Genomic DNA, 13,566 nt, shown 5'->3' on the forward strand with positions numbered 1-13,566 from the left:
AAGATAAAGGTGATACTTAAAAACCAGCCTGGAGCGTAAACAGCAGGCTGCGGACCGCCGGGTAGGTAAAGCCCGTGAACCCGTCGACGTTGCTGCCGCTGCTGGTGGAACTGGTTTCGGGATCGTAGCCGGAATACCGGGTCCACAAGGCCAGGTTGTTCCCGGTAACGCTCAACCGCACACTTTTAACGAATGAGTTTTTCAGCACCGAAACCGGTAAAGTATACGCCAGACTCGCGGAGCGAAGCCGCACCCAGGAAGCATCTTCGATGAAGTTTTCAGACACGCCCCGGTATACATTCCGGTAAAAACCGTTCGTATAATCGACGCCATCCGGCCCCTTGCCCTGTCCCAGCCACACGGCTTTCGTGTTCGGCGTTCCGTCGGCCAGAACACCTTCAAAAACTTTGGTATCATTGCGGTTTTCCGTGTATTTGGCAATACCGAATGCCGCAAAAAAGTTATCCAGCTGGTTGTAGCGATCCTGCCCAACCCGCGCGTCGACCAGCGCAGAAAGCGTAAAATTACCGTACCGCAGCGTGTTGGTGATCCCGCCGATCCAGTCGGGTTGCGAATTCCCAATCAGCTTCTGGGCCGTGCTAACCACCGGAAAACCGTTGGCCCCAATCACAATGGGCCGGTCTTTGTCCAGGATCGTGGGATTTTCCTCCGACGAATTGGCATAATACCGCTTGTAGGTCCGGCCGTAGAGATTGCCGTAAGCATACCCTGGAATCAGCTTCATCGAAACCGTTGCGTTGGCGTAGCCGTACTGCGAAGCGTAGTTGATTTCCGTCAACCCATTACGCAGGCTCAGAATCTTGTTGCGGTTTGCCGAGAAATTCAGGTTGACGTCCCAGTTCAGTTTGCCTTTCCGGATCGGCGTTGCGCGCAGAATTACCTCAATCCCTTTATTCCGCATCGAACCGGAATTGATGGCGGCTTTCACGTAGCCCGTCGACGAGGTTACATCCACCTGAATAATCTGGTCTTTACTGATCGAGTGGTAATAGGTCAGATCCAGGCCGAGCCGGTTGTTCAGAAAGCTCATTTCCAAACCGCCTTCGTAGGTGTCCGTAAACTCCGGACGCAGGTTCGGGTCACCCAGCAGCGAGCCACGGGTAAAACCGGTCGAGCCGGATGGCAGACTGGTGTAGGCCGAATACCCTGTAATGGTCGAATACGGAGCCGCATCCTTCCCGATTTTGGCGTACGAAGCCCGCAGCTTCCCCATTGTGATAAACGCAGGCAGTTTGAACTGCTGCGAAAAAACGTACCCCAGACTGGCCGACGGATAAAAAAACGAGTTGTTGGGTGCCAGCAGCGACGACGTGATGTCGTTCCGGCCGGTCAGGGTCAAAAACAGAAAATCTTTGTAATCCAGCGTCAATTCCCCGAAAATACCCATCAGGCGGTAATCCTCCGCCGACTGCGAGGGTGTGATGGTTTTGGCGTTGCGCAGATCAAAATAGTTATAAACCGTTAGCTCATTGCCTTCCGCACCGAACGACCGAATCCGGCGGTCGTACAGGTCATGACCAACCCGCAGCGTTGCGTTCAGAGCTTCGCCAAATTTGGTGTTGGCGCTGGCGGCAAACGTTGACGTAATGGCTCTGAAATTGGTGTGATATTGGTAAACGAAACCCAGGTCATTGTCTTCATACAGGTATTCGCCCGCGGTGCCGGTTGGGCCGGGGGCCGTCCGCTTCCGATCTTCCGAATACGTATCCAGACCGACGCGGTAGTTGAAGGTCAGCCAGGTCAGGGGTGAATAAACGAAGTTCAGACCACCCACCAGCCGGTTGACATTATCCCGCAATTTGTTCGTCATGGCCCCGTAAATGGGGTTTCCGTTGCCGTATGTCTTGTAAGACCCATCCGGATTCAGGTAATCCCGGACGTCGTAGCGCGGTGACCAGTAGCTCAGGCTTTCGTTGTACCGATCGGCATTATACCGGTCTCCGCCCGAGTTGATGAAGTTCAGATTCGCATTCGTACTGAACTTTTCACTAAACTTTACATTGGTATTTAACCGCACCGACAGTTTGTTGAAATTCGTAAACGGAATGACGCCTTCGTGGCGCAAATGACCGATGGATGACAGAAAGGTAATCTTGTCATTGCCGCCCGAAAAAGACAGGTTGTTCTGGTATTGCTTGCCGGTATTGTAGGCGTCCTTAAAGTGATTGTACAATTTTTTCGGGTGCGTCGGATCGATCTTGATGGCTTCGGCCACGGTGGGTCCCCACGAAGGAAAAAAGTCCTGCGGGTTGTAGACGCCCGAATAGCCAATGGTGTATTTATCCTGAACTTCCGGAAATTTATTCACATTTTCGACGCCGAAGGTGCTGCTGAAGTTGGCCCGCAGCGCCCCGGTTTTCCCCGATTTGGTCGTGATGACCACCACCCCGTTGGCACCCCGCAAACCGTACAAAGCCGTAGCCGCCCCGCCTTTCAGGATGTTGATGGTTTCAATGTCGTCGGGATTGATGTCGGCCGCCCGGTTTGACATGCCCCGAAATTCGGCCCCGGAATTGGTCGTACCGGTGGAGGTGCTGTTGTCAAACAAAACGCCATCGACCACAAAAAGCGGCTGATTGTCGCGAGTGGCATCGATGGAATTGATCCCGCGAATCAGAATGCGGGCTCCCTGACCGGGCGCACCGCCCGTGCTGGAAATGGTTACTCCGGCCACTTTTCCCTGCAACGCATTGACCAGATTCGGCTGGCGGTTTTGCACCAGTTCTTCCGAATTGACACTTTGCGAAGCATACCCCAGCGCCTTTTTTTCGCGGTTGATACCCAAGGCGGTCACCACCACTTCGTTCAGCATTTTGGAATCCTGTTTCAACGAAACGTTGATAGTTCGGCGGTTTTCCACCTTGAATTCCTGCGTTTCAAATCCGATGTAACTGAAAACCAGGATGGAGTTCCCCGCATTGACCCGGAGGCTATACCGCCCATCCGCATCCGTTAATGTTCCGCTCGTTGTGCCTTTCACCGACACGTTGACGCCCGGCAAGGCCGTGTCCTCGCCATCACCCGTTACCCGGCCACTGACTTCAATCTGCTGCGCCATGACCAGCGACGAGCAGAAAAGCAAAGCCATTCCTACATAAATTCGTACTAATTCTTTCATAATTTCACTTCTCATAAGGTAAAAAAACAAATCTTATGGCAAGTTGAACATTTATCCAAAATTTTGCAATTTTTGCTATTTAACAGAGAATCTTCTGCGACTTACAACCACCTCAATGGATTTTTCTAAAAAAAACAAAGGAACTGCCTCCGTTTGGGCGGGCGAAACCGATCCCTTCTATAAAGGTGCTACCACCAGTCCGATTGTAAACAGTGTGGCGTTTGCCTATCACGACCTTGACGAATGGCACGATGTGGCCACCGGGAAAGCCGAAGGTCATATTTACAGCCGGAACACCAATCCGACGGTTCACGTACTGGAAGAAAAAATCCGCATTCTGGAAGGAGCCGAAGCCGCCACGTCGTTTGCCACTGGCATGGGTGCCATCAGCAACACCTTGTTCGGCCTGCTGGCACCGGGAAAACGCGTGGTTTCCATCAAAGATACCTACGGCGGCACCAGCCGTCTCTTTCTGGATTTTCTCCCCACCTATCAGATCAATGTGACCCTTTGCGAAACCGGAAACCACGAAGCCATGGAGGCCGAAATTGCCAAAGGCTGCGACCTGGTTTATCTGGAAACGCCCACCAATCCGACGCTGAAAGTGGTCGATATCAAGCGGTTATCGGCAGCCGCTCACCAAGTTGGCGCGGTCGTGGTGGTCGATAATACCTTTGCGACGCCCATCAATCAGAATCCGCTGAAACTGGGGGCGGATCTGGTGATTCACAGCGCAACCAAGTTCCTCGGCGGCCATTCCGACGCGATGGGCGGACTGCTCTGCGGAAAAAAGGAGCTGGTCGAGAAGGTTTTCCGGTTTCGGGAAATCAACGGCGCGAGTCTGCAGGCCGATCCGGCGTATCTGATTGCCCGCGGTATGAAAACGCTGGAACTCCGGATCGAGCGGCAAAACGCGTCGGCCCTGAAAATTGCCCGGTTTCTGAAAGCACACCCAAAAGTCAATGATGTTTTTTATCCCGGACTCGAAACCCACCCCGGCCACGGCATTGCGAAGGAGCAAATGAGCGGTTTTGGTGGCGTCCTGAGTTTTTCATTGAAAGGCAGCTACGACGACGTGAAAACGTTTTTAACGAAACTCAACTTTGTCCATTTGGCCGCCAGTCTCGGATCGGTCAGCACCCTGGCCGGGCCACCCCGCACCACCAGCCACGTTGAACTGACCGAAGCCCAGCGCGCCCAGCTCGGCATTCCCGAAAGCCTGATCCGGTATTCGGTCGGCATCGAAAATGTGGAAGATTTGATCGGTGATCTCACCCAGGCGCTAGCCGCGCTGGAAGCGGTTTTCGAAACGGAGAAAACCGTGTAATTTATTCATAACCCACTGTCAATTCATGAAAAAAATCGTACACTTCAAAACCGCTATCTTCCTTTTCTGGCTGATCCTGGCTATCTCACCATCCGGTTTTAGCCAGTCGAAAAAAAATAAACCGGAACCCGCGCCCGCTCCGGCAACTCCGAACCTGGTGGAGCAACGGCTCAATCAGGAACTGGAACGCATCGTGAAACTGGCCAAGGGGAAAGTGGGCATCTGTGCCCTTCACCTCGAATCGGGCCAGCAGATCAGCCTCAATCTGAAGGAGCGGTTTCCGATGGCCAGCACGATTAAAGTGGCGATTGCCGTGGAACTGTTGACCAAAATTGAAAAAGGCGAACTGTCGCTGATGACGATAGTTGATCTGCAACCATCTGATTTACACCCCGGAAGCGGTACCCTGGACGTACTTTTTAACAAACCCGGTGTTCAGCTTTCCGTGCAGAATCTGCTGGAGTTGATGATGGTGATCAGCGACAATTCGGCGACCGACATTCTGCTGCGGCTGGTGGGCGGGGTCGAACCCGTGCGGGAACGGTTGAAAATACTGGGCATTCAGGGCATGTCCATCGACCGGTCCATTATTCAGTTACTGGCTGACCTGGACGGCGTTACGCTGCCCCCGATGGAGCAGTGGACGCTCGGTTTTTATGACCGGCTGACGAGCACAGTAACTCCGGAAATGAGACGTGCAGCCGCGCTGAAGCTGGAAACCGACCCGCGCGATACGTCTACGCCGGAAGCGATGGTCAACCTGCTGACCCAAATTTACCGCGGCAAAGCCCTCAAACCCGCCAGCCGCGATTTGTTGCTGGCGGTGATGGAGCGGTGTCGGGGCGGCCTCAACCGCCTGAAAGGGTATTTGCCACCCGCAACCGTTGTGGCCCACAAAACCGGTTCACTGGACGGCAGTGCCACGGATGACGTTGGTATTATCACACTGCCTGGAGATGCCGGACACATTGCCATTGCAGTTTTTGTTGGCGAATCGCCCCAGCCGCTGGAGCAACGCGAACAAACGATTGCTCACGTAACCCGCACGATTTACGATTATTTCCTGTTCCAGCCGCCGGTTTTAGCCACAACGCCCCGTTGATATGAAGTCGATTCTTGTCGTTTTATTCACCTTCGGTGTCGTGACTGCGTTTGCCCAGAAAAAACCGACCGCCAAACACCTGCAGGAATTTGATGCGTATGTGGAAGCGGTTCGCAAAGAGTGGAACGTACCCGGTCTGGCCATTACGGTGGTCAAAGACAATCAGGTGATTTTCAAAAAAGGCTACGGTGTGCGGGAATTGGGCAAGTCCGACCCGGTCGATACGCAAACGTTATTCGCCTGCGCGTCCACGACCAAAGCCATGACGGTGACGCTGATGGGCATGCTGGTGGATGAAGGCAAAGTGGCCTGGAACGACCCGGTTTATAAATACCTGCCGGAACTGCAATTTTCCGATCCGTATCTGACCCGCGAGGTACGCGTACGCGACCTGCTGACGCACAACACAGGAATTGGCGGCACCGACTTTTTTACGGGCGCGATGACGATTCCGGCCAACGAAATGTTCCGGCGCATGGTGTATGTCAAACCCAGTTATTCGCTCCGGTCGGGCTTTGTTTACCAGAACATCATGTATTCAGCCGCCGGACGAATCATCGAACGGCTCACCGGCAAACGCTGGTCGGAGGTGATGCAGGAACGGATTTTCGATCCGCTGGGCATGACCCAAACCGCTCCCAAACGGGGCCTCAGCAAGAGCACGAACATGACAAAACCGCATTTCAACGTCAACGATACCATTCGGGTGATCGACTACGGCGCGGACAGCGAAATCGGTTCGGCGGGGGCGGTCTGGTCGTCGGTCGACGACATGAGCAAGTGGATCATCTGCATGCTCGACAGCAGCAAATACAGCGGTGGGCGTCTGGTAAAGCCTGAAACCTGGGCCGAGATTTTCAAGCCGCAGACGATGTTTCCGGAAGACGAATACCCGACCATGCAAGTCCTGAAACCCAGCTGGATGACGTACGGTCTGGGCTGGTATCAACACGATTATAAAGGCCATAAAGTCAATTTTCATACGGGCAGCCTGGCCGGATTAACGGCCATTACGGGTCAGTTGCCCGACGAAAAACTGGGTGTTTATGTTTTCGGGAACTATGACCACGCCGAGGTGCGGCATGTGCTGCTTTACAAAACCCTCGACTGGTTTGCGTTGGGTGGTAACCGCGACTGGAACGCGGAGTTCAAAACGCTGTATGCGACCTTGAAACAGAACGATGGAAAAGCCGCCAAAGCCTTTCTGGAAAAGCGCGTTGCCAATACCGCACCATCGTTGCCGCTAAAAGACTATACCGGTACTTATTCCAGCCTTTTGTACGGAAAAGCCGTCGTCACGCTGGAGGATAACAAACTGGTTTTCAACATCAACGACAACGCCCTGAACGCCACACTGGCGCACTGGCACTTCGATACGTTTTATGGTCCGTACAAAAAAAACTGGTACGGAAAAGCGCTGGCGCGGTTTAGTCTCAACACTTCGGGAAAAATTGATTCACTGGTTTTTGGCGGGATGGATTTTAAGAAAGAATAAAAACCTTCTGTTTTTTCTGTGGTTACCTACTTATAACCAATTCTTAATGTAATCATGGAAAATCAGCAAAGATTGAAGGGAAAGAAAGTGGCGATTCTGCTGACTGACGGATTTGAGCAGGTCGAAATGACGGAGCCACGGAAGGCTTTGCAGGAAGCCGGTGCCGAAACGCATCTGATTGCGCCCAAAAGCGGTGTCGTGCGCGCCTGGGATATGAAAGATTGGGGTGATTCGTTCTCCGTCGATGTTATTCTGGATGATGCCGATGCCTACAGCTACGATGCGTTGCTGTTGCCGGGTGGCGTCTTAAATCCGGATAATCTGCGGCTTGAGAAAAAAGCCGTCGAATTTGTCCGGCACTTTTTTGAAGAACACAAACCGGTGGCCGCCATTTGTCACGCGCCCATTATGCTGATCGAAGCGGATGTGGTGGAAGGTCGAACCTTGACGTCGTATCCGTCCATCAAAACGGATTTGATCAATGCCGGAGCCAACTGGGTCGATGAGGAAGTCGTAACCGATCAGGGGCTGGTCACCAGCCGCAAACCGGACGATATTCCGGCGTTCAACCGCAAAATGATCGAAGAAATTCGCGAAGGTGCCCACCAGGGACAACACGCGTAAGAAGTCGGTTTTCAATAGCGTTTGCCCAGCCGGTATGCATATCGGCTGGGCATTTTTTATGAATCCAATTCGTTTGCTTCGCGTATGAACAGTCAGCTCATCGATGCCGACGAACGGCTGGCGACGGTATTCAGCCACTATTATTGTGTTCAGCTTTCCCCGGAAGACGAACCGGTCACGCTGCGATTGATGCCCAATTATGAAATGTTGCTGGCGTTCAATTTTGGTCCGCCAATCCCGATTTCGCTGGGCGATAGTCACTACCGCATTCAGAAAACCGCCGTGCTGGGTCCGTTGCAAAAAATGCTGACGTATGAACTTCCGGCGGGTGCCGATTTGATCGTGGTCAACTTTACGCTCGACGGTTTTTACCGGTTGCTGGGTGTATCGATGCAGAAACTCAAAGCCGGTGACTGGCACGATCCGGATGTTTTGCTGAATAACGATTGTTTTTCCGAACTCTGGCAAAAAACCGCCCGAATAGCCAATTTGAACGACCGAATCCGGGTGCTCAACGCGTATGCGTTGCAGTTTGCTGCTCCGGTCGATGCCGCATCTGAATCATTGCGGGAAAGCATTCCGTATTTCCGGGCCGCTGCGCTCGATCCGATCAAGGCGCTGGCCGAAACGCAGCAGGTGTCGCCCCGGAGCATTCAGATGCGGTTTCAGTCGCACCTGGGGTATTCGGCCAAGGAGCTGACCCGGTTTCTGCGCTTCCGGAACGTGCTCGGTTTTCTAACCCAAACCAATCCGGCCACTCCCGACTGGCTCGATCTGGTGCTACGCTTCGGCTATCACGATCACAGCCACCTGATCAAGGATTTTCAGTATTACCTGGGGTTGACACCCCGCCGGTTTCTGAAGCAACTGGCGCAGGGAAATGTCTGCATCAGTAAAACCGGGCGGTTTTATTGAAGATAGTGGTGAAGGAATGAATGTCTTCAATAGCATTATGTGAGGGTTCATTTAATACTATAATCCCTGCAACAGAACGATTGGCAAGTTTAAAACAAGTTGTCTTTTAGTTGTACATAATACTATTTTTGTAAGTTTGATGTTTCATTTATCAAACTTATCCCTAGCAGTATGATTTGCTTTTATCGCCCACTTATTCTTCTTCTGATTTCAATTCTGGTAGCATCCTGCATGACTGATCACAGATCGCCTGTCGACCCGCAAGGACGCCAGTTTTTGCTTACTCACATTTCGGAAGTCATCGGCTCCAATCGAGAGTATAGTATTACTTATAATGCTGCGGCTCAACCTACTTCTGCTACCGTAACGTATTCCAGTGGAGGACAAGTTACAAACTCTTTAAAAGAGATGTATATCTATAATTTGAATGGAAAATTAATCCAGACAGTGCGAGGAGGTAATCCTGAACTTCCGGGTAGTGCTGTTTCTTTTATGAATTATACCTATGATTCAAATGGCAGAACCACTTCTCGTTCACGAATTATCCGGGATATTTTTGGTGTAACCAAGACTTATTGGATTGAGAAATATGAGCATGACAATCAGAACCGCATCAATAAAATAATCCGCGATTATTATTTTGATCAAGACCGCACTAATCAATATGGCTCAACTATTTTTTTTACAGAAGTGGAAACTCTCCAGTTTGATGCCCGCAACAATATCATCACTATAGACCTTGTTACAACCGATGCCGTTACCAAACAGGTAATTCTTCGAGGACAGCGTTTGAACCAATTTGATGATAAACCCAATCCTTTGTACGACTTTGACCTCTTCGAACAGGCTTTTTTTCGGTTTTGGTCACCCAATAACCTTGTCAGAACACAGGCTGGTGTAACCAAAGATCTAACTATTCCATTGAATCAAATTATTAAAACGAACCAGGTAAGTACGATACAGTATGCCAATGGTCTGCCCATTTCGGAAGCCGATAACTTTGGAATCAGCCGAACCTTCACCTATTCACCACGCTAGAAAGAGTAAGCCCCTTTATAGGGTTGACTCTTCTCAAACTCTGTTGGATTTAAAATAGGGTTCAAGAAGATCAGCACCTGATAAGTACTCCCCCAAAACGGAGCCAATAGAAGTATAAAAACAAAGCGACAAAACCGTTGAATAATACTGGTTTTGTCGCTTTGTTTTTATACTTCTATTGGCTCTTTCCATTACTGTTTATTCCCCCCGCAAACTGCTCACCGGATTCATCAGCGCGGCTTTAATGGACTGGAAGCTGATGGTCAGCAGCGCCACGGCAATTGCCAGGAAACCAGCCAGCACGAACATCCACCACTCGACGGCGATGCGGTATTCGAAGGCTTGCAACCACTGGTTCATGGCGTACCAGGCAATGGGCGACGCCAGCACGATGGCAATCAATACCAGTTTGACGAACTCGCGGGAGAGCAGCCCCACGATGCTGCCGATCGACGCGCCCAGTACTTTCCGAACGCCAATCTCCTTGGTTCGTTGTTCGGCGGTGAAAATGGCCAGCCCCAGCAGACCCAGACAGGCGACAAAAATGGTCAGGCCCGAAAAGATGCCGAGAATCTTGCCGATCTTCTGTTCGGCTTCGTACGTCTGCATAAACCGCTCATCCAGAAACGAATACGAGAACGGCTGATCGGGTTTGAAAGCGGCCCACTGCTTTTTGATCGAGGTCAGAAGACCGCCCAACTCGCGGGTTTTCACTTTCACGATCATCGTCCCGTTTGTTTTGGCCAGCACCATAACCAGGGGCGTAATCTTTTCGTGCAACGACCGGAAGTGAAAATCCTTCACCACGCCAACCACGCGGTAGGTCGGGCTTACCCCTTCCCGATCCAGGTGCGTAATCGTATGGCCCGTTGCTTTTTCGTTCCACCCGAACAGTTTTGCCGCCGTTTCGTTGAGAATGATTCCCGTCGAATCGGTCCCGTACGCTTTGGAAAAATTCCGACCGGCGACCATCTTCATGCCCAGAGTCGCGATGTAATTGTAATCGATATCGTAGCGTAACGTCTTGACCAACTGCGTCGAATTGTTATCGCCGTAGACCATAAAGTTGTTGTTATTGCTCGGGCCAGCCGGCAAGTAGCCCGAATGACTGACGTTCACCACACGCGGGTCCTGCAACAGCAGGTCGCGGAACACCTCTTCCTTCGGTCCGAGCGCCCAGGTATTCGACAACACCAGCACCTGATCTTTGTCGTAGCCCAGTTTCTTGTGCTGAATGAAATCGAGTTGCTGATACACCACGGTAGTGCCGACCATGAGCAGAATCGCAATGAAAAACTGGAAAACCACCAGACCGCTGCGCAAACCAATACTGGTTTTGCCGGCACTGAATCGTCCCTTCAACACCGCAACCGGCTTGAACGAAGCCAGGAAAAACGCCGGATAACTTCCCGCCAGAATACCGACGAATAACCCAAACAGCAACAGGCCCGGTAACAGCCAGGGCGCATCGACAAAGTTGAATTTCAACGCTTTACCGGACAAGCTATTGAACACCGGTAACGTCAGGTAAACCAGCGCCAGCGCCACCACCATCGCGATTGCCGTCAGCAGAATGGATTCGATCAGGAATTGGCCGGCCAGTTCCAGCCGGATGGATCCCATTACTTTCCGGATGCCCACTTCCTTGGCCCGTTTGGAAGCTCCGGCGGTAGACAGGTTCATGAAATTGATGCTGGCGATCAACAGCACAAAAACCGCCACCGCGCCAAACAGATAAACATACTGGATGTTACCGGCCGGTTCCAACTGGTACCCCGAATCCGAATACAGGTGAATGTCCGTCAACGGTTGCAGAAACAGGCCGAGGTCATTGCCCTTCTGCCGGAATAGCGCGTAGTTCATGCCGAATGCTTTTTCGATCTGCGGTCCCATGTATTTTTCGACCACCTGGGGCAGCTTGGCTTCCAGTTGTTTGTAATCGTAGCCTTTGGTCAACACCAGATACGTAAAGAATTCCGACGTCATCCAGGAAGTGGACTGGCCGTCCGGCAAACTCGCCATTGACGTAAAAATATCGAAATGGAAGTGGGAATTCGTCGGAATTTCGTCCATCACACCCGTAACGGTCAGGAGCGTAGGGCTGTCTTTCACCTGGAGCGTCTGGCCCACGACATCTTCCCGACCAAACAGTTTCAGCGCCGTCGGTTTGGTCAGCACCACGGTATTGGGCTGCGTCAAGGCGGTTTTCGGGTTGCCCTGCAACAATGGGAAACTAAACACCCGGAAGAAATTCGAATCGACAAACGCCATTCTTTCTTCATTGAACAGCTTGTCGCCGATCAGAAACCGGGGCATCCCGCCCACGCGCAACCGGGTAGCTTCTTCGACTTCCGGGTAGTCGGCCCGGAGCGTGCGGGCAACGGGCGGCATCACGTGCGCTTCGTTCATTTTTCCGCCCTGGACCGTTCCCCGAAACACGACGCGGACAATCTGGTTGGCTTTGGCGTGAAACCGGTCATAGCTCAATTCATTGAGTACGAACAGGCTGATCAGCAGGCAGGTGGCTAAGCCGATGGCCAGCCCAATGATGTTGATGGCGGAAAAGGCGCGGTTGCGGACCAGATTCCGCCAGGCAATTTTGAAGTAGCTACGTAGCATATCAGATGGGAATAAATTTCAGATCAAAAGAAGTTAAGCAAATTGATTGACAATAACAGGTACTATGCATTACACAGTATATCAAAGGCAATATAGATCAATGAACGGTTCCCACTGGTACGATGCTCTACTTTTCCTGTCCTTGAACGGACAAAGCTTGTCCGCAAATGGACACCAACACCCTTCAAGCGTTGAGTAAGCCCAATCTGATGGTTTTAAGCAGCATCCGTATTCAGGCCGAATAATTTCAGTATTTTACCCGCCGATCGTCGACATGGATTCCGTAACCGGGCCGCGTTCGCGTTCGGCTTCAAAACCGTTTTTGGGGCGGTGGGCAAAGGCTTTGAGGAAAGCGGCTGTCAATTCGGCGTCGGTTGCACCGGATCTCAACAACGCCCGGACGTCGAGCACGCCGTTGTCATACAGACAGGTTTTGAGTGTTCCCTGCGCGGTCAGGCGGATGCGGTTGCAGGTTCCGCAGAAGGTGCGGGTGAAAGCGGCAATGATGCCGATGGTGCCCTGATAACCGGGAATCCGGTAGGTGGAAGCGGTCGAAAACGGCGAATCAGATTGCCGCGTCAGGCCCGGATAAAGGGTTTGCAATTCCTGAAGAATACGCCGGTGCGTCCAGTTCAAAACCGGGTAATGGCTCCCCTCGCCATTGAACGGCATTTCTTCGATAAACCGCACCTCAACGGGATGGTCGCGGGTGAGTTCGGCCAGCAGCGGCAGGTCTTCAATGTTTTTTCCTTCCATCACCACCGCGTTCAGTTTCACGGGGATGTTGTTTTTCAGCAACGCATCGAGCGTTCCCTGCACGGCGGGGAGTTCGTCGCGCCGGGTGATTTGCCGAAACCGTTCGCGGTCGAGCGTATCGATGCTGAGGTTGACCGAGCCGATGCCCAGCCGAACCAGTTCCGGCACGAGCGGTTCGGTCAACACGCCGTTGGTCGTAATGTTCAGTTCCTCAATGCCTTCGGTGGCTTTCAGTCGCCAGAGAAACGCCATCAGACCGTTCCGCACGAAGGGCTCTCCGCCCGTAATCCGGACTTTCGAAACACCCAGCCGGGCCAGCACCCGCACCAGCCGTTCCATCTCCTCGTAGGTCAGCAACTGGCTTTTCGGCAGGTACTTGATGCCTTCTTCCGGCATGCAGTAAAAGCACCGGAGATTGCACCGGTCAGTGACGGCCAGACGGAGGTAGGTGATGGGGCGATTGTGGTTGTCGAAAATCATTACAAGCAAGTTACAAAAAACAAGACGAAAAAATTTCATCTCTTTGTGTAACCTTCCCAAAGTCGCCAAGT

At 52.1% G+C, this 13,566-nt stretch carries 9 protein-coding genes; 6 read left to right on the forward strand and 3 right to left on the reverse strand.

Annotation, left to right across the window (positions count from 1 at the left end):
• Positions 1–16: 16 nt before the first annotated feature.
• Entirely contained in the window at positions 17–3,139 is a 3,123-nt protein-coding gene (locus EHT87_RS10210) for a SusC/RagA family TonB-linked outer membrane protein (RefSeq protein ID WP_124906532.1), read from the reverse strand.
• Positions 3,140–3,254: 115 nt separating this feature from the next.
• On the opposite strand from EHT87_RS10210, the gene EHT87_RS10215 reads away from it, so the two are divergent.
• The 6 genes from EHT87_RS10215 to EHT87_RS10240 all read left to right on the forward strand — a co-directional run bounded on the left by EHT87_RS10215 (position 3,255) and on the right by EHT87_RS10240 (position 9,640).
• Positions 3,255–4,466: a cystathionine gamma-synthase family protein gene (locus EHT87_RS10215; protein ID WP_124906533.1), complete on the forward strand. Its 1,212-nt coding sequence runs from the start codon at positions 3,255–3,257 to the stop codon at positions 4,464–4,466.
• A 25-nt stretch (positions 4,467–4,491) separates the two neighbouring features.
• Entirely contained in the window at positions 4,492–5,568 is a 1,077-nt protein-coding gene (bla, locus tag EHT87_RS10220; RefSeq protein WP_124906534.1) for a class A beta-lactamase, read from the forward strand.
• Between the two features lies 1 nt (position 5,569).
• Entirely contained in the window at positions 5,570–7,063 is a 1,494-nt protein-coding gene (locus EHT87_RS10225; protein ID WP_124906535.1) for a serine hydrolase, read from the forward strand.
• 54 nt (positions 7,064–7,117) lie between these two features.
• Positions 7,118–7,687, forward strand: a complete 570-nt coding sequence (locus EHT87_RS10230; protein ID WP_124906536.1) for a type 1 glutamine amidotransferase domain-containing protein — start codon at positions 7,118–7,120, stop codon at positions 7,685–7,687.
• 84 nt (positions 7,688–7,771) lie between these two features.
• Positions 7,772–8,602 carry an AraC family transcriptional regulator gene (locus EHT87_RS10235; protein ID WP_124906537.1) on the forward strand — a complete coding sequence of 277 codons (831 nt, stop codon included), beginning with the start codon at positions 7,772–7,774 and terminating at the stop codon, positions 8,600–8,602.
• Positions 8,603–8,833: 231 nt separating this feature from the next.
• Positions 8,834–9,640 carry a hypothetical protein gene (locus tag EHT87_RS10240; RefSeq protein ID WP_124906538.1) on the forward strand — a complete coding sequence of 269 codons (807 nt, stop codon included), beginning with the start codon at positions 8,834–8,836 and terminating at the stop codon, positions 9,638–9,640.
• Between the two features lie 198 nt (positions 9,641–9,838).
• Here the strand turns inward: EHT87_RS10240 and EHT87_RS10245 are convergent, their stop codons facing one another.
• Together EHT87_RS10245 and moaA are read right to left on the reverse strand one after the other, a co-directional pair.
• Complete coding sequence (locus tag EHT87_RS10245; protein ID WP_124906539.1) at positions 9,839–12,259, reverse strand: ABC transporter permease; 2,421 nt, start codon at positions 12,257–12,259, stop codon at positions 9,839–9,841.
• 255 nt (positions 12,260–12,514) lie between these two features.
• Positions 12,515–13,495, reverse strand: coding sequence for a GTP 3',8-cyclase MoaA (moaA, locus tag EHT87_RS10250; RefSeq protein ID WP_124906540.1), 981 nt, complete (start codon positions 13,493–13,495; stop codon positions 12,515–12,517).
• Positions 13,496–13,566 lie beyond the last annotated feature (71 nt).

It is taken from the genome of Larkinella knui, from assembly GCF_003858645.1.
GTDB lineage: Bacteria > Bacteroidota > Bacteroidia > Cytophagales > Spirosomataceae > Larkinella > Larkinella knui.